The 20,219-nt window shown below is 67.9% G+C and carries 25 protein-coding genes; 2 read left to right on the top strand and 23 right to left on the bottom strand.

The features are described from left to right. Nucleotide 1: 1 nt before the first annotated feature. The 22 genes from J2S22_RS25845 to J2S22_RS25740 form a co-directional block, all read right to left on the bottom strand. Nucleotides 2–607, bottom strand: a complete 606-nt coding sequence (locus tag J2S22_RS25845; RefSeq protein ID WP_272778187.1) for a DUF3486 family protein — start codon at nucleotides 605–607, stop codon at nucleotides 2–4. A gap of 10 nt (nucleotides 608–617) precedes the next feature. Continuing rightward, a complete protein-coding gene (locus J2S22_RS25840; RefSeq protein WP_272778186.1) occupies nucleotides 618–911 on the bottom strand; it encodes a VpaChn25_0724 family phage protein in 294 nt (97 codons plus the stop codon). A gap of 11 nt (nucleotides 912–922) precedes the next feature. Next, nucleotides 923–1,243, bottom strand: coding sequence for a DUF2730 family protein (locus J2S22_RS25835; RefSeq protein WP_272778185.1), 321 nt, complete (start codon nucleotides 1,241–1,243; stop codon nucleotides 923–925). 222 nt (nucleotides 1,244–1,465) lie between these two features. Continuing rightward, the gene (locus J2S22_RS25830; protein ID WP_272778184.1) at nucleotides 1,466–1,873 is read right to left on the bottom strand and encodes a hypothetical protein; all 408 of its coding nucleotides are present in this window, start codon (nucleotides 1,871–1,873) and stop codon (nucleotides 1,466–1,468) included. Then, nucleotides 1,870–2,760, bottom strand: a complete 891-nt coding sequence (locus tag J2S22_RS25825) for a glycoside hydrolase family 108 protein (RefSeq protein ID WP_272778183.1) — start codon at nucleotides 2,758–2,760, stop codon at nucleotides 1,870–1,872. The genes J2S22_RS25830 and J2S22_RS25825 overlap by 4 nt, the downstream gene beginning before the upstream one ends. 210 nt (nucleotides 2,761–2,970) lie before the next feature. Next, nucleotides 2,971–5,229: a hypothetical protein gene (locus J2S22_RS25820; protein WP_272778182.1), complete on the bottom strand. Its 2,259-nt coding sequence runs from the start codon at nucleotides 5,227–5,229 to the stop codon at nucleotides 2,971–2,973. Nucleotides 5,230–5,526: 297 nt separating this feature from the next. Beyond that, complete coding sequence (locus J2S22_RS25815; protein WP_272778181.1) at nucleotides 5,527–5,922, bottom strand: hypothetical protein; 396 nt, start codon at nucleotides 5,920–5,922, stop codon at nucleotides 5,527–5,529. Then, nucleotides 5,919–6,233: a hypothetical protein gene (locus J2S22_RS25810; protein WP_272778180.1), complete on the bottom strand. Its 315-nt coding sequence runs from the start codon at nucleotides 6,231–6,233 to the stop codon at nucleotides 5,919–5,921. The genes J2S22_RS25815 and J2S22_RS25810 overlap by 4 nt, the downstream gene beginning before the upstream one ends. Beyond that, the gene (locus J2S22_RS25805) at nucleotides 6,230–6,598 is read right to left on the bottom strand and encodes a hypothetical protein (protein ID WP_272778179.1); all 369 of its coding nucleotides are present in this window, start codon (nucleotides 6,596–6,598) and stop codon (nucleotides 6,230–6,232) included. The genes J2S22_RS25810 and J2S22_RS25805 overlap by 4 nt, the downstream gene beginning before the upstream one ends. Further along, nucleotides 6,595–7,356, bottom strand: a complete 762-nt coding sequence (locus J2S22_RS25800) for a regulatory protein GemA (RefSeq protein WP_272778178.1) — start codon at nucleotides 7,354–7,356, stop codon at nucleotides 6,595–6,597. Before J2S22_RS25800 ends, J2S22_RS25805 begins: the two co-directional genes overlap by 4 nt. Beyond that, complete coding sequence (locus J2S22_RS25795; RefSeq protein ID WP_272778177.1) at nucleotides 7,353–7,544, bottom strand: hypothetical protein; 192 nt, start codon at nucleotides 7,542–7,544, stop codon at nucleotides 7,353–7,355. Before J2S22_RS25795 ends, J2S22_RS25800 begins: the two co-directional genes overlap by 4 nt. Continuing rightward, a complete protein-coding gene (locus tag J2S22_RS25790) occupies nucleotides 7,541–8,065 on the bottom strand; it encodes a host-nuclease inhibitor Gam family protein (protein ID WP_272778176.1) in 525 nt (174 codons plus the stop codon). Before J2S22_RS25790 ends, J2S22_RS25795 begins: the two co-directional genes overlap by 4 nt. Beyond that, on the bottom strand, nucleotides 8,013–8,720 hold the full coding sequence (locus J2S22_RS25785) for a helix-turn-helix domain-containing protein (RefSeq protein WP_272778175.1): 708 nt from the start codon (nucleotides 8,718–8,720) through the stop codon (nucleotides 8,013–8,015). The genes J2S22_RS25790 and J2S22_RS25785 overlap by 53 nt, the downstream gene beginning before the upstream one ends. After that, nucleotides 8,717–9,094: a hypothetical protein gene (locus J2S22_RS25780; RefSeq protein WP_272778174.1), complete on the bottom strand. Its 378-nt coding sequence runs from the start codon at nucleotides 9,092–9,094 to the stop codon at nucleotides 8,717–8,719. Before J2S22_RS25780 ends, J2S22_RS25785 begins: the two co-directional genes overlap by 4 nt. Then, nucleotides 9,091–9,474, bottom strand: a complete 384-nt coding sequence (locus J2S22_RS25775; RefSeq protein WP_272778173.1) for a transcriptional regulator — start codon at nucleotides 9,472–9,474, stop codon at nucleotides 9,091–9,093. Before J2S22_RS25775 ends, J2S22_RS25780 begins: the two co-directional genes overlap by 4 nt. Beyond that, entirely contained in the window at nucleotides 9,471–10,037 is a 567-nt protein-coding gene (locus tag J2S22_RS25770) for a hypothetical protein (RefSeq protein ID WP_272778172.1), read from the bottom strand. Before J2S22_RS25770 ends, J2S22_RS25775 begins: the two co-directional genes overlap by 4 nt. 47 nt (nucleotides 10,038–10,084) lie before the next feature. Further along, nucleotides 10,085–10,813 (bottom strand): AAA family ATPase, encoded by a 729-nt coding sequence (locus J2S22_RS25765; protein WP_272778171.1) that lies wholly within the window; start codon nucleotides 10,811–10,813, stop codon nucleotides 10,085–10,087. A 67-nt stretch (nucleotides 10,814–10,880) separates the two neighbouring features. Then, on the bottom strand, nucleotides 10,881–13,112 hold the full coding sequence (locus J2S22_RS25760; protein ID WP_272778170.1) for a TnsB C-terminal domain-containing protein: 2,232 nt from the start codon (nucleotides 13,110–13,112) through the stop codon (nucleotides 10,881–10,883). After that, on the bottom strand, nucleotides 13,109–13,564 hold the full coding sequence (locus J2S22_RS25755) for a hypothetical protein (protein WP_272778169.1): 456 nt from the start codon (nucleotides 13,562–13,564) through the stop codon (nucleotides 13,109–13,111). The genes J2S22_RS25760 and J2S22_RS25755 overlap by 4 nt, the downstream gene beginning before the upstream one ends. 4 nt (nucleotides 13,565–13,568) lie before the next feature. Then, nucleotides 13,569–14,408, bottom strand: coding sequence for a ParB N-terminal domain-containing protein (locus J2S22_RS25750; RefSeq protein WP_272778168.1), 840 nt, complete (start codon nucleotides 14,406–14,408; stop codon nucleotides 13,569–13,571). Nucleotides 14,409–14,419: 11 nt separating this feature from the next. After that, the gene (locus J2S22_RS25745; RefSeq protein ID WP_272778167.1) at nucleotides 14,420–14,815 is read right to left on the bottom strand and encodes a hypothetical protein; all 396 of its coding nucleotides are present in this window, start codon (nucleotides 14,813–14,815) and stop codon (nucleotides 14,420–14,422) included. After that, a complete protein-coding gene (locus J2S22_RS25740) occupies nucleotides 14,812–15,111 on the bottom strand; it encodes a helix-turn-helix domain-containing protein (RefSeq protein WP_272778166.1) in 300 nt (99 codons plus the stop codon). Before J2S22_RS25740 ends, J2S22_RS25745 begins: the two co-directional genes overlap by 4 nt. A gap of 125 nt (nucleotides 15,112–15,236) precedes the next feature. On the opposite strand from J2S22_RS25740, the gene J2S22_RS25735 reads away from it, so the two are divergent. Next, entirely contained in the window at nucleotides 15,237–15,911 is a 675-nt protein-coding gene (locus J2S22_RS25735) for an XRE family transcriptional regulator (RefSeq protein WP_272778165.1), read from the top strand. A 5-nt stretch (nucleotides 15,912–15,916) separates the two neighbouring features. Continuing rightward, nucleotides 15,917–16,300: a hypothetical protein gene (locus J2S22_RS25730; RefSeq protein ID WP_272778164.1), complete on the top strand. Its 384-nt coding sequence runs from the start codon at nucleotides 15,917–15,919 to the stop codon at nucleotides 16,298–16,300. 616 nt (nucleotides 16,301–16,916) lie between these two features. Here J2S22_RS25730 and J2S22_RS25725 read toward each other — a convergent pair. Then, nucleotides 16,917–19,484: an HWE histidine kinase domain-containing protein gene (locus J2S22_RS25725; RefSeq protein ID WP_272778163.1), complete on the bottom strand. Its 2,568-nt coding sequence runs from the start codon at nucleotides 19,482–19,484 to the stop codon at nucleotides 16,917–16,919. Between the last annotated feature and the right edge of the window lie 735 nt (nucleotides 19,485–20,219).

Here is a 20,219-nt window from a genome sequence, read left to right as displayed (position 1 = left end):
CCTAGCCATTCGAGTGCCCCGACACTCCCAAAATCTTCGCCTTGATCGTCTCCACCGTTTCCGCCGAGAGCCCCTTGCTCGCCGCGACCGCATCCACGGCCTTCGCGGCCTTGACCTGGAACTCGGTCTCGATCTTGCGCCGCGTGTCGGTGCTGATCCGCTTCGCCTCCTCGGCGTGCTTCAGGGCGCGGGCCGTCATCATCAGCATCTCGGCCGTGGCTCCGTCGGCGGCGATCTCGCCGGCGTTGGAGAGCAACTCGTTCAAAAGCATCTTGATGCTCTCGGAGACGAGCAGCGTGACGGAATCGTCGCCGGCGGCTTCGAGCTTCGGGGCCAGCACGGCAGCGATCTCACGGGTCTCCTCCAGGCGGCGGCCCAGCACGGCGAGTCGGCAGGCAGTGCGGTTGAAGGCCGTGCGCGAGATCTGCGGCGGGTCCATCACGCCGTTGGTCAGCGCCGCGGCGCGCAGGCGCGCGTTGAACTCGTCGAGAATGTCGAGCTGGGTGCGCTTGCGCTCCTTCAGCTCCGAGAACGCCCACAACTTCGTCTCGTCGGCCCAGTCGGGCAGACGGTCGATGGCGGAGAGCTGACCGCGGCCTTCGGCCATCGTCCGGTCCTCAGAGGTCCGGTGCCGACATCGGCTTGACGCCGTCGAGCAGCGCGCGGCGCTCGACATGGTCCTCGCCGCGGCGGGTGAGGCAGGCGACCAGGACCGAGCCGGCCGACACGATGGCGACGGCGCCGAGCTGCTCCAGGTAGCGCATCTCGCCGTGCACCCAGTCGCGCGAGCGGCCGATGCCGAAGCTCTCCAGCGAGCGGCGCAGCAGCTCGGAATTCAGCCGCTTGTCCATCTCGCCGGCCAGCGTCCGCAGGATGATGAGGCGGGCCTCCTCGCGGACGATCCTGTCCATGATGCTCATCGTCACTTCGCCTGTTCGAGAAGAAAGTTCTGTAGCCGGGCAGAGGTCGCCGCCATCGGCCCGATGCGCTCCGTCAGGGCCTTGAGGTCGCCGCGCATCTCGGCGAGCGACAGCTCGAGCCGGTGGGTCGCGTCGCGGTCCGGCAGGCTCTCGATGCGTCCCTCGATCTGGGTCAGCCGCTTGTCGGCTTCGCCGAATTTTTGGCCGAGGGCCGCGAGCTGATCGGCGTTCGCCTTCCGGCGCTGGCTGACGATCGTGTAGACGAGGGTCGCGAGCGCCACCCCGGGCCCGGCGAGCGCGAGCAGAACGGTCTCCAGGGTCACTTCACGCCCTCACAGCTCGCACCGGCCGGTGCCTCGCCGGCGAGGCCGGCCCGCATGCAGTCCCAGTCGCGCCGGGCCGCGCCGATGATCGCGTTCGCCTTCTCGCGGCCTGCCTTTTCGCGCGCCGCGACCAGGAGGGCGTTCTCGCCCTTGCGGGCCCGAGCGACCTCGACCGGCTGCAGATAGGCGGGCGCCAGCGGGACCGCGGCCGTCGTCTCGGGCCTAACGACCGTCGAGGAGGCGCAGCCCGCGATCAGTGAGGCCGCAAGCGTCGTCGAGCAGGCGATCGCTGCGACGTGCAGCAGCCGAAGCGCCCGGGCGCGCGGCGCGCAGGCTCTCGATCTCGGATTGAAGGTCACGGTGTCGCTCCTGTGCGGCGGCGTCCTGGGCGGCCAGCTCGGCGGCCGTCCGGCGGGCGGACTCGGCGAGCGAGGTGGCGGCGGCGAGCTCGTTCTCCAGCTTCGCGACCCGGGCCTTGGCGGCGGCCGCGTCGCACTTCTGCTCGGCGGTCTGGTAGCCGGCGTCCCACACGGCCCAGACGAACCAGGCGAAGGCGATCGCGGCCGCGGCGCCGAGCAGCCAGCGCCAGCCGCCGCCGACGAGCCACGCGATGATCCGGGCGATGGTCATGCCGGCCCCCCGAAGGCGAGGTCGACGGCGGCCCAGTCGTCGACCTCGGCGCGCGCCTCGGCCGACCAGACGCGCTCGGCCTGGCGCCGCTGCCGCGCCGCCCACAGGGCATAGGCGGCGCCGCCGAGCGCGATGGCGATGCCGGCCAGGGTGAGCACCGTGAACACCAGGTCGACCGTCTTGTTGCTGCCGACCAGCGGCAGCAGCGACTCCTTGCCGCCGTTGACGGCCGCGGCGATGGCGCCGCCGCCGAGCGTGCCCTGGGTGGCGGCCTCGGCCGAGACCTTCGGCAGCGCCACGTCGGCGACCAGCGCCTTGGCGTCGCCGCCGATCTCGTGCACGGCCACGGGCTGCGGGCCGACCGAGCCGGTCGCCCAGGCCTGGCCGATCGCCTTGACGTTGGCGACCCGGCGGCCCCAGCCCTTGCCGAAGGCGTCCCAGGTGGAGAGCCGCTGCAGCATGCCGAGCCGGCGGGCGCAGATGTCCGCGATCAGGGCGTCGTGGTCGGGATGCGCCAGCGCGGCCGCGATCGTCGCCTCGCCCAGCTCGCCGTCGACGCGTTCCATGCCGAGCGCCCGCTGGAGCCACTTCGTCGACTGCGAGAAGCCGGAGTTCACGGCCCCGTCGAACACCACGAAGTCGACGCCGTCCGGCAGCCGGTCGCCCTGCACCTTGTCCCAGTACTGGCGCCGGTAGATCTCCAGCAGCTCCTCGCGGGTGAGCCGCCGCACGCTGCGAGGCTCCAGCCCCTTGGAGCGCCGGAAGCCGTCATAGACGCGCTGGATGATGCCCTTGTTGGTCGGGCCGCCCGGATCACGCGGATGATTGGAGTACCCGCCCTCGTAGACGAGCACCCGCTCCAGCGCCTTGGCGAAATTCTGCTTCATGTCCGGCCCCCGAGGACCGGACAGTGCGGTGATTAGGCGACACGCGAGCCCCTGACAGGGTCAGGACGTGCGCCGGCCGCTATGGCTATGTTAAGATTTCGATGATCAATCGAAAAGATGGCGTGTTATTTTGAACCGAAGGGTTACACCAAGCTCGTCGCGACCGTTATGTTCTTGTCGAACCAGCCGTGTAGGCGATGCACACTTTGCTCAGTCTGGCGGATCGGACGACCACTGTCCCTCGGTATCGGGGGAGATCAGGCTGGCGATTTCATTAAGAAGTGGTCGCAGAGTCTTGGAGTCAACTTGAGACATCGCAAAGGCGATATTGGACGACCAGTGACCGGGGCGATCCAGATTCGCAGCACGATTGCGAACGTCTTTTGCAGCGCGGTCGCGCGCTTCCTTGTCTGGCAGTCCTCCCGCCATCAGTTGCGAAGAAATCTCGGCCTTCAGCTTATCCACCGCGCCAGGATCATCAGCTAGCAAGGCAAGCACAGCGAGCCCGCATAATGAACGCTGCAAAATGGACCATGGAGTTTGGTGCTGACCCGCTTTAAACATCCATGAAAGCAGCATTCTCTGGCTGCAGGCGAAGACCTCTGTACACCCAAGTCGATGCGCGTCAGCCGCCGCTTCGAAAAAAATCTCGGTCATTCTGAACGTTTCGACAAAGCTTACAGTTTCTTTTTCTGTCGGAATCCACGACAAAACTGAAACAAGTCGAACAGCGGAACATTGCAGTTCGCTTTTGTAATAATTATTGCAGGCGGCCGCGTTCGATGCTGTGATGAGAATCTTGGTGATAGCCGTAATCCGGTGAATTATATCAAATGCAAAATGAGATCGCTTCTCGATGGCTCGGAGAAGAACTTCTCGCTCAGTTTCGCTTATGTCATCCGCCCATTCCCTTAGATTGGCAATTGCCTTGCGCGCATCGGCATCGTTGGGTGGCGCTTCCATGACAGTGTTAACGAAGTGAGACAGGCGCTCGACTAGGCCTTGTGCGCTGGCTGCGGAGTAGTATGGCGCCAAATATGTGCTCGCGACGTTGAATAGTGGCGTGTCCGGTATCGTGAGGAAATATTTCGCGAGCGATGCCATAGTCGATCGAATCTGCCGCTCTGCATATCCAACCTCGCAGGAGCGTGTGCGTAGAAGATCAGAACTGAGGCGAGCTAATTGCTCAACTCCCGTGAGAGAGACAGCTCGATACTCCTCACGTACTGCGCCGGCACTTGAAATTGCGCCAATCTTTTGCGTCAGAGCTACTATTCCGATAGGCCCCTCGCTGACTAGCAGCATATCAGCGCACTTCCCCATAAGCCGCACGCCCTCCATCAAAACGTCTGGCATGCCGTGCGGAACAATACGCTCAACTTCGGCTGCTAAATACGTCGTCGCTAAATGCGCGTGAGTTTTCGATGCATCGGCGCTCGCATAATCTATCTTCAGGTAGACGCCGACTAGTGCTGTTAAGCAACGAAACGCCTGCTCAATCTGCTGTTCGTCTCCGCGCGAAATTCCGGCCCGAATTGTCTGCCGAAATTGCTCTAGCGTCTCGTTTATAAACTCATCGGAAGTATATGGATTGTCAAAAAGCAGCTGATGAGCAAAAAACGTTTTTCCCTTCGCCTCGATGTAAACTGCATTAATCGCAACGATTATGTTCAGAGCGGCGGCACTGACCTCCTGATCGCCTTGTTCGGAATAGCGTCGAGCGAACGATGTTGCATATTTGACACCTTGTAAGGCGCTTTCCGCCCAGCCGGGATTGACTTGAAAGTAGGTGAGGCGGGCAACGTCGCGTTGCGGTTGCTCGGAACTCATCTCCGTCCGATCGGATGTGTCTTGAAGACGAAGTAACGGTTCAGCTCGTTTGGCGCGGCGAACCCACGAGCGCAGTTCGCGCTGAGTGCGGCGAAGCACCGAATTGAGCTGCTGGATAGGATTAATTAGATATAATGCGCGCCGATAACTATAAAGAAAAAGAACGAGAATCAATATAGTCCCCCAAAATCCGGCGACGAGCGCAACCCCAATCCACTGGTGATCGGGTATCAAGCAAAGACTGGTGACAGTCACTGCCAAGAGAAATGTGAAGGAAAATGCGCTTAAAAGCTTTCGGTCCGAGCTGAGCATCCGAAATAATCCATGAGGCATTCTCTCGATATTCACCTGCATTGCAAATAGAACAAGCGATGAGACGATGGCGGCCGCTCCGATGAGTGAGCCACCAAGCTGCACAAAAAACGCTCGAAGCGCTGCGATTTGCGTTTCTGCCCGGAAGTAAGGGGTCAGCGCTTCCTGGAGGGGGGATATCAAAAGGAAACTAAACGCGATTAGCAAAAGGAGGGTGCCGACCGCAGCGGTAGAGCCGTATCGCTTCTTCCAGATGAAATATCGATAGCGCGCCACTCCCATTCGCCTCCAAAGAATTGCTCTGAGGCGGCGCAATTTCTCAGCCACTTCTATCCTTCTTTGCTTCAAGCGCCGAAGCGCCTCCCGCATACGAGTGCTAACTCTTCCGACCACCGAATTCCGGAGCCATTTGGAGCATTTCAATGCGAATTTTGGCCCGCGAGTTGGACGCGAGTGAGATGGACTGTGTGGAAAGATTTTTGCGGCCATTGCTCTTCCCTCGGTTGTTGCGAGGAAAGCGATCAAATGCCCGAAAAGCAAGAAGTCTTGGAAGCGGGCGAGCAACACGATCGCCAGGCAGAAGATTAATGTCGATCCGGCTATGGCGCCTAGAATTATTCCGTGTCAGAACAGCCGCCCCTGCCTGTCATCGCAGCCGCGCCTGGAACGTCGTCGCATTCGATACGCACTCCGCTCCGTCATCCCGGCCGCTCTGGCCGCCTCGGCGGCCGAGGCGCCGCGGGCGAGCGCCTGCGCCATGACGCGGCGGGCGTTGGCGGCGCGGCCGAGCGGGACCTCGACATAGACGCCGCGGGGGCGGTTGGTGCCCTGGCGGAAATGGATGCAGATCGCGTCGGCGGCCTTGCGGCCGACGCAGCGGGTGAGCCAGTGGTCGTCGTCGGCCTGGGCCGGGATGCGGACGCGGGTGCCGCCGCGGGCGGCCGCGAGCGCCAGCGCCGCGTCGAGGCCGGCAACCTCGGCGATCTCGGCGAGCAGCCCGGGCAGCCAGGAGTAGCTCATGGCACCGCGGCCTCCCTCGCCGGAGGGAGCGCGAGGACCGGGACGGCTGCCGCGGCCGGAGCGCCGGCGGCGTTCACTAGCTCCCGCACGGCCGCCTCGTGAGGGGCGAGCAGCGACAGGAGCATGGAGGCCTGGCCGACCAACTCGGCGCTCGCGCGCAGCTCCGCCAGCGTCACGCCGAGGCGGTCGTTCGGGTAGCGGGCCAAAAACTCCTCGACGCCGTGGTTCGCCAGCACCTCGCGGTTCGCGTAGACCCGCAGCTCGAAGGCGAGCGTGGCGAAGGAGGCGGACGGCATCACCAGGCGGCTCACATCCAGTCTCCCGAGAGCGCGTCGATCGTGGCCTGGTCGAGCCGCGCCGCGGCGAGCGGCACGCCGTCGCGGCCCAGCGCCGCCAGCACCACGCTCTTGGCATCGGCCGAGATCATCACGGCGGCGGCCGCGCGGAGGCCGTCCCGGGGCCTCGGCGACAGCTCGACCGTGACGGTGAGGCCGCCATGCGGGCGGGCGTCTAGGGCGTCTCGGACCGCCGCCGCGACGAGCCGCCGGGCGCGCGCGTCGAGCGTCGCACGGGCGCTGCTGGCCCAGCCGCGCAGGAGGACGAGCGTGTCGGTCCCGCGCGGGACGACGTCCACGGTCGGCTCGTCGGCGGGCAGGCGGAGGGCGGCGTCCGTCATGGCGTTGCCCTCGCCGGCGTGGCCTTGGCGGCGATCGCCTTGCGCAGCTTGCGGCCGAGGGCGGCCTGGACGGCCGCATAGTCGTCGCCGTCGAACCACACCCAGCCCTGCTTGGCGGCGACCGTGAAGGCGTAGCGCTCCAGGTCGTGCAGCGGCTTGTCGGCGAGGAACAGGCGCACGGCACCGAGCTGCACCAGGCGCATCCACTGCGCCGTGAGGACGGCGCGTTTGAGATCGAGCGGATCGGCCTCACGGCCGGGCCAGACGATGCCGCTCTCGCGGGCGATCCAGCTCTTGAGCGCCTCGATCACGGCGGCCGCGTCGCGAGCGTCGCGCAGCCACCGCGTGTGGATGATGCCGGTCTGGCGGGCGACGAAGGACACCAGCGCCGCATCGCTGCGGTCGCGCACGATGCCGAGGTCCCAGGCCGCGATCCACAGCGCCCGCAGCTTGGCCGCATAGGTGCCGTCGAGCCGCAACGGGCCGGCGGCCGCGCCACCCGGCGCCGCGGCCCGCGGCAGGGTGTCCGGCAACCCGGACTCGAAGCCGCTTCGAGCCTGCCCCGAAAGCCCCTTCAAGCGGTCGATGACGCGGGCCGCCTGGGCCGTGGACAGCGCCTTGGCGGAGCGAAGCCCGGTCTCGATCTCCAGGAGGCCGCGATAGGCCGCGTCGTCGAGATCGAGGCGCGACTTCAGGGCGTGAATGGCGCCGATCTGCTTCGAGGTGGCCGGCCCGGCGGTGTGCGGCACTGCGGTCATCGAACGATCTCCCCCTCGATCTCGGCGGCCGGGCGCGAAAGGTCGAGCTTCAGCTCGCCGCGCGCGACCATGCCGCGCAGCTCGCCTTCGAGCGCGTCGGCGAGCCCGGTGCTGGTGCAGGTCACGTCCACCGAGACGGTCGCGTCGGCCCGCCCGATCGACACCGAGACGGCATTCGCGGTCGTCATGCGGCGGCCTCGGCCATCTGCAACGGCTCGACCACGAAGTCCTCGCCGGCCGAGCCGATCGATACGCCGACGATGCTCTTGGCGAGCGCCGGCTCGCGCAGCATCGCCTCCTTGTCGATCTCCTCCTTGGTGCGCACGAAGCGGGTCAGGCCCAGCGCCTTCACACGGCCGATGATCTCGTCCACCTTGTCGCGCAGCGTGACGCTGGCCGGCCGGGCCCGCCAAGCCGCCGTGCCGGTCTCGAACGTCACGGTCTTGCGCTTGAACTGATCGGTGAGACGGGAGCGGTTCGCCTCGCAGAAGGTGCGCAGGCCTTCCGTCTCGGCCCTCAGGCGGGCACGCAGCGGCGCCGACGTGGCATTGACCTCGGCGGCGATCGCCGCGACCTGGTCCTCGCCGCGGCCCTTGATGCGCTCCAGCTCTCGCATCAGCTCGCCGATGCGGGCGACGGCCGCCGCCGCCTCGACGTCACTCTGCGGCACCGGCATTTGCGGGGCCGCGATCTTGGTGCGCTTCGCCATGGGTCTCGTCCTTCGGTTCGGAGGCTGTGTCGGGGTCGGCGTACTCGTAGCCGAGGCCCTGGAGGGCCTCGGCGATGGCATCGCCGAGGGCGCGTACCGAGGCCGCGATCTCGGACGCACGCTGGGGCGGTTGCGGGAGGCTGGGCTGGCGGCGCAGCCGCTCGAACTCGTCGAGCAGCGCGAGGAGCTGGTAGGTGCCGCCCGCCACCTCTTCGAGGGCGACGGCGCGGGCCGCGACGGCGACGACCTCGTCGACCGAGAGGTCGGTCGCGGCGCGCCAGGGATCGGCGGCCGCCATCACGGCTCGCGCCGCCTCCACGGCATCGGCGTCCTGCCAGCGGTCGGCGGTGGCGAGCTCGTCCAGCACGATCTGGCGGGCGGTCGCGAACCGCGCGGCGAAGTCGGGATCGCTGTCGCGCAGCGCCCGGCCGCGCGCGACGCCGTGCATGATGGAGGTGTGATCGCGGTCGCCGAGAAGCCGGCCGATCGCCGCGAAGGTGTATCCGGTCATCTCACTGGCCAGCAGACAGACGGCATGGCGCGGCACCGCGATGTCGGCGGTGCGCCGATTGCTCCGGACCTTGTGGGCGGCGACGTTCCACGCCAGCCCGACGGCCCGCAGGATCATGCGGATGCTGACCGTGCCGTCGCTCATGCCGCGTCTCCGCCGAACGGCACCTCGACACAGCCGGTGGCGAGCCGGTGCGGCTTCGGGAACAGGACGACGTTGGGGACCTCGCCCCGCGCGACCGCGAGCAGCGTGTCGAGCTGCGCGGTCGTGAACGCCAGCTGGGGCACGGCCGCCTCGATCCGTTCGGACAGGAGCGACCGGGCCGCGTCGTCGAGCAGCGCGGTCCGGGCCTCTCTCAGCTCCGCCTCGAGCCGCTCGGCCTCGTCGGCGCAGCCGTGCAGGAGCGCCTCGAACGCCTCCATGCCGTCGGGCGTGAACGCGTGGACGCCGTTGCGGATCGACGTGAACCAATGGGCGAGGCGAAGCAGGTTCTCGGACAGCGGGGGTGCGGGGATCATCCGGCCTCTCCCTTGATGCGCGAGTGCCGGCAGCCGGCCCGGCAGGCACGATAGAGGCGCGCCCGGACCGAGGACGTGGCGGCGAAGCCGAGCCTCTGCTGATCGAGGCAATGGTCGCGGGCGATCTCGCCCAGCACGGGGCAGTCCACGGTCGCGCCCATGAGGGCGCCCGAGACGCGGGCCTCGACCGCCGCGTAATCGCCCTTGTAGGAACGCGACAGCACGGCCGAGACGACGGGGGCCGAGTAGCCGATGCGGCTCGCGGCGGTGCTCTGCGACGTTCGCGTCGCCTCCTCGGCGAGCGCCTCGACCCAGGCCGGCAATTCCACGCCCCAGGCCTCGGCCGCCTTCTCGATCGGGGTCTTCGCGGGCTGCTTCACGCGGAGACCTCCTCGGCCTGCACGGGACCGCCCACGACCGCGCCGCGGTTCGGGTCGAACACGACATGAGCGCGCAGGATCTGCGGCGCCTTCGGGCCCGTGTTCATGCTGGGCTTGAGCTTCCAGACGGCCGGCTTCCCGGGGGCGCCCGGCACCACGGCCGTGATGTAGCCGGCCGCGGAGAGGCGCTTGAGATAGCTGCGCGCCGTGATCTCCTCGATCGCCAGCTCGTCGGTCGACGCGGCGAGGATCAGCTCCGCATAGGTGAACTGGCCGAGCTGGCGGATCGCACACCACAGCTGCGCCTGCGCCGAGGGCGGCGCCGCGGTGCCGTTGCGCCGCAGCCGCGGCGTCGCGGCAGGGCTCTGCGCGAGGCGATAGCGCGGCGCCCGCTCGCCGCCGGCGTGGCGCGCGATGCCGGCCTTCACCAGTCGCCCGACGAAGTCGTGAACGCTGGCGCGGTGCGCGTTGCTCTCCCCGACCACCTCGCCGGCCGTCCACGGGCCGGCCTTGTCGAGCGTCCGGATCACGGCCCAGTAGTGATCGTGTCCGCGGGGGATCACGAGCGGGACCGTGTGCGCCGTGGGTGCCGGTGTGACGCGCTTGCCCATCACGCGCTCCAGCGGCCGGCGTCGACGGTGCGGGGCGCCGGCGCCCGCGAGGTGTAGAAGGCGGTTCCGCCCCAGGCGGCGCGATCTACCGCAGTGAGGCCGCGATTGCGGGCCAGCTCGCCGACGCGCGAGAGGTTGACGACGATGCGGCGCGCCCGGCCCTCGGACTGCCTCCGGATGTCGTCGAGCAGGTCCGCCGCCACGGAGACGCGCGGGCACAGCGCCCTGGCGAGCGCCGTCGTGTCGTCGAGATCGCAGGGCTGGGCCGGCATCCAGTCGAGGACGCGATTGTGGATGCGCTCGTGCTGGACGAGCTTGGCTGGAAGCCGCTCCTCGCCGATCAGGATGACGGGGCAGCCGGCGACGTCGCCGATCTCGCGGACGAGCTCGACCATGCCCTTGTCCACCAGCTTGTCCGCCTCGTCGACGATCAGCGGGCGCCGCGGGTCGTCGCCGAGCAGCGCCTTGGCCTGGTCGGCCATGTCGCTGATGGTGCCGCGCGCCTGCACGCCCAGCTCGAACAGCAGCGACTTCAGGAAGGTCTTGCGCGTCCAGGACTCGCCGACCTCGACCCGCACGGCGCGGGTGCGGTTCTGCGCATAGATCGAGGCGTAGGTCTTGCCGTAGCCCGAGGGCCCGTGGCAGACGCCGAAGCCCGGCAGATGCGGCTCCCGCTCGATCAACCGCATGGTCAGCGCCATGAAGTTCGCCACGTTCTTGAGTGGCACTTGCCCGCTTGGGCCATGACCCTTGACGCCGTTCTGTGCGGTGGTCATCTTTCTCCCTCGTCCATCTTCAGACTGACTGCCCCGTCGCGTCGTGCCAGGACGCGGCGGGGCTCTTCGTTTCGGCGGGCTGCGCCATCGGGTCGCCATAGGTCATGGCGAAGCCCTTGAACTCCGGGCCGGCGCGATAGCCGCCGAGCCACATCGCCTCGTCGGCCGGCACCGGCTCGCCGGCGGCGATGCGGGCGATCAGATCGAGGGCGCGCTTCCAGCGCTGGTGCGGCGTCTCCTCGCTGCGCAGCGGCCGCACCACCTGGTCCTCGGCGATCAGCTTCGCCTGCATGGCCAGCACGTCGGCTGACGGGGTCGGCGGCTCGATCGGGCGCGGCGCCATGGCGTCACGGGCCGCAGTGATCGCCGGCGTCTCGTGAGCCTCGCTGCGCTTCGGAAGCGTGATCACGTTGCTGGCCGCTGCCGCGGCACTCGCCTTGTCGCGCTCGGCGACCGTCAGCACGCGCTCGATCAGCGCCGGCCCCTTGGTGATGTCCCTGATGACCTTGCGGGCCTCGCGGGTCGCGTCCGAGATGATCTCGGCCTGCGCGGCACGCTTCGCCGCCATCAGCGCGGCCGGGTCGATGCCGGCCAGCTCGGGGCACAGGCCCTCGCCGACGAAGCGGCCGTCGTCGGCATCGAAGGCGTAGATGCGTCCGGCGTCGACCGGGTCCATGCGGACCAGCACGCGGTCGCCCGGCAGGGCCTCCATGACCACGTAGTGGAAGCCGTCCACCCGCACGCCGAGCTTGGTCACCTCGCGGAAGCCGTCGCCGCCGGCGACTGGCATCAGCAGCAGGTCGAGGGCGCGCGGATCGACGGTGCGGACCGGCCGCTTCGAGGCGGCGGCGGCGAGACGCGGCGAGGTCTTCAGCGCGGCGTGCTCGCGCTCCGCATAGACGGTCTCGACCCAGCGGTCGACGACGGCCTGCAGCGCCGCCCCGGTGAGGCTCACGCCGAAGGCTTCGGCCGCGTCCTCGCCGAGGCGCTCGGCGAAGCTCTTGCGATCCTCGATCGCCTTGCGATCCGCCACCGAGTGGCCGACGAAGCCCGGCAGCAGCGTCGCGCAATCGTGCTGGAAGGTCTTGATGACGCGCTCGACGAAGGCCTTCTGCTGCGGCTGGTACGGGTCCGACAGCTCCATCTCGATGCCGAGCGAGGCGAACAGGCGCTGCGTGTCGCGGGCGACGAAGTCGGAGCCGTTGTCGGTCTTGATCTTGTCGGGCACGCCCCAGGCGATGATCGCCTTGCGGATCAGCAGCGCGACGGCGCTCGCCCGCGGGGTGCGCGAGACGTACAGCACGGTGCGCCGCGTCGCGATGTCGATCGCCGCGTAGATCGTGTGCCGGCCGTCGACGCAGAGCGCATCGACGGGCGAGGCGTCGATCATCCACAGCGTGTTCGGCTCGACGACCCAGCGATAGGTGCCGACGCCGGACGGGGCCATGATCGAGCGGTAGCGGTCCGGGTTCGACAGCTTGGTGAGGGCGACGTGCTCGTCCTGCTTCAGCCTGGCGACGACGTGCTGGATGGTGCGCACCGGCGGCACCGGCACGGCCTTGCCGTTGCAATCGAGCGTGTCGCCGAACTCCGAACGGATCAACTGGCGCAGGTGCTGCGCCGAGAGGTGCGGGTTCTGCGCGATGAGCGCGAGCAGGAACGTGCGCACCCGCCCGCCGGCGGCCACATCGAGAACGCCCTTGCCCTTGCGGGCGGCGCCACGATCGACCGCGAGCGTCTCGGTGCGGCCGGCCGCCCGGGCGGCGCGCCAGCGCGCCAGCGTGCGCGGCGACAGCGCCGGGACGATCTCGCGGATCCACGGCTCGATCGCCAGCGAGCCGGCGTTGTAGGCGTCGACGAAGATCTTGGTGCGGGACGTCTCCGAGAGCCGCTGCCCGACGGAGAAGCCCCTGTAAGCCGTGACGATCGCGAGCCGCGCATCGCGCTCGATCGCGGCGCGGTCGGAGAGGTCCGTGCTCGGCGAGCGCGAGGCCGGACCGACGGCGGCCGGCGCCTGGGGCGCGAGGGCCTCGATCCGGCGATGGCGGCGCTCGTAGGCGATGCGGGCGAGCGGCGGCAGCAGCGCGATGTTGTATTCGAGACCTCCGCCGCGTCCGGCGCGGTTGCGCACATAGGCGGCGCTGTCGGCCCAGCCGGCGCGCTCGGCGAAGCGGATCATCGCGCTCTTGGTCGACGGCACGCCCGGCAGTTCCTGGCCGGCGATCTCCGCAGCGGTGAGCCACTCCTTCATCGCCGCGCCTTCCATGCCGCGTCGGCCGCCTCGATCTCGCGGTCGAGCCGCTCGCGCAGCTCCCGGGCCTTCTCACGCCGCAGGAGCGCCTCGTATTTCGCCTCGATCACGATCAGCCCGGCGGCGTCGAGGAGCGTGTTGAAGGGGCGCACGTCGCCCGTGACGACGGCCAGCGCGGCGAGCCGCTGCGCCGAGATCGCATGCGGCTTTTCGGGGGAGGCGTAGGCGTCGAGCATCGCCTTGGAGACGCGCTCGCCGAGATGCTCCGAGAGCGCAGTGGCCACCTCCTCGCGGGAGCGGCCGCACTCGTCGAGCGTCTTGGCGATCGCGCGGGAGAGCCGCCGCGCCGGGGTCCACGCCTTGACCTCGTCGGCCGCGAAGCGCGGCACCACGGGCGCCGGCTCGAAGTCGCGGAACAGATCGAGCGTGGAGGTGTCCCGGCGCGGGGCCATGACGTCACCGCTTGGTGGTCTGGGCACCGGCGCTGCGCTTGGAGAGCCACAGCGTGATGGCGTCGTGATGCGCCTCGAAGAACGCGTGCTGCTGCGCCTCCTTCAGCCGCGCGAAGCGATTGGACAGCTTCTCCCACGCGGCGGCGCGGGCCCGGGCCGGAGTTCTGTCGAGCGTCGCAATCGCCACCGCGACCGAGTCGATGCCCTGCTCGGGATCGAGCAGCAGCGCGGCGATGGCCTCCTGTCGTGTGCTCGTCTGCTGCGCGAGGGCGAGCAGGTCCGCCTGATGATCGGCGACCTGATGCAGCGCGAGCGCGGCGCGGACCCCCTTCTCGATGCCGGTCGCGATCTTCACGGCGACCTGGACGGAGCGCTCGGAGATGGCGAGCACCTCGGCCGCAGCCTTCGAGAAGCTCGCCGAGAAAATTCCCGCAGATTCTGCGGCAATTTCCTCGGCGCTCTTCCGGCCGCGTTTCGGCAGAGGGTTCGTCGCCTCGTAGATGTCCTTCCAGGCCGCGATGGCGACGCAGCGATCGAGCTCCGTCAGCCCGACCCTGTAAAAGTTCTCCTTGATCTCGCGGAGCCGGCGCGACGCCTCGTCGCCGTACTTCGCCGGATCCTTCACCTCCGCCGCGATGACGGTCCGACCCGCCTGCCTGTGGGCTTCGAGCCGATGCTTGCCGGTGATCAGCCGATAACCGTCGCCGGCTTCGACCACCTCGATCGCCGGCAACTCGTCGCCGGCGGCGATCTGCTCGGCGAAGGCTTCGATCCATTCGGGGCGGGTCGGCCGCAGCCGTCCGCTGGCGTCGATCTTTTCGATCTCGATAGTTTTGATGGTCATGTCCGCCGTTCTCAACGCGCTTCAAAAAGACCGGCGGACGCGCCGGGAGCGCGCCCGCCGGAGTTCGGACCAGCCGGTGCGGGGGCGTCCCCGCCATGCGGGTAGCCCCGCCGCCCCACCACAGACGGCCCGCGAAGGACCGGCGCGCAGGTGGCGCGCATCGCGGCCCGCGTCGGTTCGGGCCGACCGGGCTGTTCACAGGGAAGGCCGAACGCCGCGCGCGGCTCGTTCGGTGCGGTCGCGGCCTGGTTCGGCTGGCGCGGGGTGATGGCCTCCAGGATGACGGCCGACAGGGTGAGCCAGGCGCAGACGAGGCCAGCGATCACCACTCCGTGGACGTACAGCCGCTGTGCGGTGCTCGGCCCGATATCCATCGGCACGCGAAAGCCTGACATCCGGCGGCTCACGGCAGCCCTCGCGATGTCCAGCCCACGGGGGCGTTTTGACTGGTGGCGGCCGACCCGAGTCGGGTACGCTGCTGGGGAGAGACGGGTCTGGCGTCGTATCGCTCGGGCCACAGGACGGAGGGCTCGATCCCGAGCGCCGCCGCGATCGCTCGCTCGCCGCCGTAGTTGCGACGGCGCAGCGCGACCTTGCACGCACTCGGCTCGAGACCCGCGCCGCGGGCGATCCCGAGCAGGGTCATGCCGCGACGGTGCACCTCCGCCTTGATGGCATGACGATCCCAACGCCGTTTCCGCATCTCGGTCTCCGGAGCACCGGCCGCCCTCACGGCCGGTTTTTCTGGGTCGGCAAATCACTTGGGTGACGATAATCGCCATAGCGATAAATCGCAAGGCGGATTATCGCTTTAGTGGATTACACAGCGTGCCCCGCCCTCGCAAGCAACCGGCTCGTGAGCTTTCGCAATTTCATTTGCGATTGCAGGAGCTTGTTTCTGGATCGACGCAGGCCGACTTCGCCCGGCGGGCCGGCATCTCGCAGTCCGGCTTGAACAAGATCCTGGGCGGCGGCGACCCGAGCCTCGCCACGATAATCGCTTTGGCGAAGGCGGGGCGGGTCTCGCTGGAATGGCTGGTCGCAGGCGTCAATAAGCTTCAAGATACTGATATAATTGAGGATTTTTCGTTCGTCCGGCGCTACGACGTGCGGGCCAGTGCGGGTCCCGGCGCCTTAGTCCCGCTGGACGATCTCGACGGCACATCGCGATTCGTGGCGTTTCGCACCGAATGGCTGCGCCGGATCGGCCTGAATGCCCGGCAGGCCGAGGTCCTGATCGCGGTCGGCGACTCGATGGAGCCGACCATTCGGGACGGCGACCTTCTCCTGATCGACCGGGGCATCGACAGCGTCGTCGACAATGGGATCTACGTGCTGGTTCTCGGCGGGATGGTGCTGGTGAAGCGCATCCAGACGCGGCGCGACGGCAGCGCCGTGCTGAAGTCCGACAATCAGCACTACGACGACGAGGTCATCCCGGCTGCCGAGCTGCCCGAGCTGCGGGTCGAGGGACGCGTGAGATGGTACGGGCGGACGATCTGAGGCGCGTGATCGGGACCTTGATCGCTTTCGTCGGCGTCATAGGCGCGTCGGGTCCCGCCCTGGGCGCCGACTTGGTGCAGATCGTCCGGAGCATTCGGGACGCGGAGCGTACGGTCCGAGCCGGAATCGCAACGCACGATCGAGAGGCGCTCGCAGCGCCCCGCCGAGCCTTGCTCGCGAACCACGCGGCCATCATAGCCGCAACCAAGCCCGGCGAACTGGGGCGGATCTTCTGCGGCGTCGCCACCCAGACGCTGTTGAACATGATCTACGACATCGATCTGCCGCCGGACCGGGTTCGGGCCGCGCTCTTGGCCGACGACCGGGAGTATCGGCGGCAGATGGCGGACTGCGAACGCTCAGTGCGCTCGTCTGCCGGAACCCGTTGAGGCTCGGACGACGGTGCATCGCCGCGTCACTGTTCGACCCATCACCGGGTCGCGGCTTTCGGGCCAGCTCGGTCGTGTTTTCAATGGTTTGTGGTACGATCGCCGGCGTCGGCTGGAACAGTGACGCCGCGTCACCCTTCGCCACTGACTCGTCGACGCTTTTTCCGCCGCGCCGTCACGCGCCGTGCCATCCGATCTTGCGCCCCCCGGATCCGCCGTCCGCCCCCGCCGCGCCCGTCAAGTTCCGCCACCGTCGAGGTTTTCCCGGCTGATCCCGGCCGTTCCCGCCAGATCCCGCCCATGCCATCTGATCTTGCGGGTTACAGCAAGATCGAGTGGCAGCGGAATGGTGGGGCTGAAGCGCCCTCGGTCGGGCTGCCTCGGTCTCTCTGCCAAGCCCCTGGGGCATGCGTCTCCGAACAGTGCGGACGGACGTCGACCCGGCGGGCGGCGGGCGCCGTATCGATGCAGCGTCGCCCAGTTCGCCGTCGACGCGCTCCGGGCCGAGCGCCCGGCAGCCATGTCGTCGACTGGGAGAAACCGGACGATGGCGGGATCAGAACAGATGGAAGCCGCTGAAAGCGTCAGGGAACGCACTTGATGTGTGTAGCGAGTATTAACTTGAAACGAGCGCGCGTTGCATTTCACTCAGAAGCAGGGCCGAGTCGTAGGGTTTGTTGACCGTGATGAGCCCGGCCAAGGCAGCAGGCCGCTCGAAGGCCTCGGAGTAGCCGGTCGCCAGTACGACAGGGATGCCCCTGTCGATGACCAGATTGGCGATCGGCCAAGACGGTCTGCCGCGGAGATTGACGTCGAGCAGCACAATGTCGAAATCCTCGTCGGCCGCCGCAGCGAGACCTTCGCCGAGCCGCCCATAAGGACCGATCACGGTCGCGCCCGCGCTTCGCAAGATTTCGGCCAAGTCGGCGGCGATCAGGCCGTCGTCCTCCACCACCAGCATCCGGACGCCGACCAGGGTTCCCGGTCGCTCCCGCTCCACCGGGGCAGCGCGGCCGTAGTGCGTCTTCTCGGCAACCGGCGCCACCGGAACGAGCCGCTCGAATGGAAATTCGATGAGGCAGCGAACGCCCTCCGGGTTCATGGCCAGATCGACCCGCCCGCTCACGTCCTCGGCGAACACCCGCTCCAACAGGGTGCGGCCGAAGCCACGTCGTTCCGTGGGCATCACTGGCGGACCTCCCACCTCGGTCCAGTGGAAGGCGAGCCACGTCCTGTCGTCTCTGGAAACCTCGTTCCAGGTCACAAGAACCTTTCCCGCCGCGTTCGAAAGACTGCCGTGCTTGACGGCGTTTGTGATCAGCTCATGCAAAGCCAGGGCAAAGGAGAGCGCCGCGCGCGGCTCGAGCGCGTACTCGTCGCCCTCTATGATGACGCCGACGTCCAACCGGGACCTCAGGGCGGCGAACTCTTCTTCGACGATCGTCCGCATCGAGGCGCTCTGCCAGCGCGAGGCCGACAAGAGGGTGTGAGCCTTCGCCATCGCCTGGAGCCGCTTTTCGATCGAGCGGGTGAAGTCGACCAGCTCGTCGGCGCTCTTGCTCGACAGCCGCACCAGCGACTGAATGGTGGCGATGGTGTTCTTGACCCTGTGGTCCAGCTCGTTCATCAGCAGGTTCTGCTGAATATTCGCCTTGGCCTTCTCGCGCAGCGCCTGATCGATGCGATGCAGCACCACTTCCAGCACGGTGGTGCGGAGCAGGATGGCGGCGTCGATTTCGACGGCGCGCCACGGGCGCGACCGGCCGGCCACGGTTTCCGTCCAGGCGGCGAAGGATTTGCGCGGCGTGAGCCGGTCGCCGAGCGGGCCCGACGTCACGGGCTTGCTGGGATCTCCCGCCCATGTCACGGTCGAGATGACCTCGGGAAGGAACCAGAGCACGTAATCGCGCGGCTGGCGCGACACCGACAGCGCCAGCAGGCCTGCGCCGCGGTCGAGGAAGCCTTCGGCCGCGGGATAATCCGCCGCCAGATGGTCGGTGAAGAACACGCCCTCGGACCGGGTGCGGTTGAGCCATTCGACCGGGGCGTCGAGTTGCCCGTCATCGGGCGCTTGTCCGAGTGCGAAGTTTTCGCCTTCGACCCTGACCACGACACCCGCGGCCTGAATATAGTCCAGGAGGTTGGGGCGGGAGCCGATTAGCGCCTCGGCCAAGCCTTGCTGGCTCATGGCGCGGGTCAATTGATCGTGGACGTCGCGGAACCGGATTCGCTCGTTAGCCTCGCCGAGGTCGATCGTGCTGCCCAGGTGAAGCGAGGCGAGCTGAGCGAACACTTCGAGCGCCAGCCGCAGCCTGGCGCTGAGATAGAGGGGCGCCGCCGCGTGGCACGCGATCAGACCCCAGAGCCTGCTCCCGACCATCAACGACAGCGACATCGACGAGCGCACGCCCATGTTGCCGAGATATTCGAGGTGGACCGGCGAGACGGCGCGCAGCCGGCTCCAGCTCAGATCCAACGGTTCCCCGGTCCTCGGATTGAGCGGCGGAACCAGCGGCTCGGGCGTGTAGGCCGCATCCGGAATGTAGCGGATCCAGCTCCTGGCATAGAGCTCGCGGGCCTGTGCGGGGATGTCGCTCGCGGGATAATGCAGGTCGAGATAGGACGGCACCGCCTCCGCCGAGCGGGCCTCGGCCACGACATGGCCGCTGTCGTCCGCCTGGAACCGGTAGACCATCACACGGTCATAGCCGGTGACATGCTGGACCTGATCGGCCAAGGACTGCAGCAGCGTCTCCAGTCGCTCTGCCGGGCGCATCTGACCGATCATCGAATGAACGAGGTCGAGCACGTCGGCGGCGGGCAACGGACGCTGCGGCTCCAGCTCGAGAATGACCAGCCCGTCGTGCAGATGCGCGGTCGCATCCATGCGACTGCCGAGAATCTCCACCTCCAGCGCCAGCGACGTGCGGGGCATGGCGGGATCGTGTGCGAACTGGGCTTCGAGCCTGATCCTGGCCGCAGAGCCGATCTGCGTTTCGAGCCGCTGGCCGATCAACGCCTGACCGGAGAATCCGAAATACGTGGCAGCGGGTCCGGCGACCTGCACGACCTCGAGCGTTTTCGGATCGAGCGCGATCAGAACGCCATGCGGCTGAATTGCACCGGGCCGATGGATGGGCTCACGGTCGCAGCCAGTGAGGTCCGCTTGGCTGGAATGCAGCATCGGCCGCTCGCGTCCAGGTGCGCCGTGAGTAGGAGGCTGCGGCATGTAATACCATCCTCCTAGCTCGCGCTGGAGTCAATGAGCGCTCACGGGCTTGTGCTTACAGCAACCAAGTCGAGGCAGTGGCGACAGGGCATCAGAAACGCCATCGAACGCAGATTCCGCAACCGAAGGATTTCCGCTGCGTCGACCTCGTCAGGACCGGCTCGCCATCAGCTTTCTTGCCGAAATCCTTATCATCACATCCGTCGGCTACTGGTGCGACTTCGGCCATAAAATCGAACACCCCTGCTTTCGATGTGCTGGCGTCGACGTCTCAGAACAGCCTTCCCTGGCTGCACCCGCTTCTCGGCGCGAGCGCCGGCGCAACCGACAGCGCTCCGCTCCGTCATCCCGGCTGCTCGGGCCGCCTCCGCCGCCGACGCGCCGGGAGCCAACGCCTGGGCATGATGCGCCGGGCGTTGGCGGGGCGCGGCCGAGCGGGACCTCGACGTAGACGCCGGACGGCAAGGCGCCGCGCCCGACTCGACTTCCTCGCGCATTTCGGAAAGACTGCGCGCCGACGGCTGGCGGGCGCCTGTGTCCCGACCTGGGCGCAAAAAAAGAGGCCGCACGGCGTGAACGTCGGCGGCCCGAAGTCTAGGGAGGAAACGCCCAAGGAGGGCACCGCCAGCCGTCGGCCAGCGGCGTGCCTGACTTACGGTGCCCGGCCCCGCTGCACATCCGTCAAGTCCC

The organism is Rhodoplanes tepidamans, assembly GCF_030813915.1.
In the GTDB taxonomy this organism is placed as follows: domain Bacteria; phylum Pseudomonadota; class Alphaproteobacteria; order Rhizobiales; family Xanthobacteraceae; genus Rhodoplanes; species Rhodoplanes tepidamans.
This window is presented reverse-complemented; position numbering and strand designations above follow the sequence as displayed.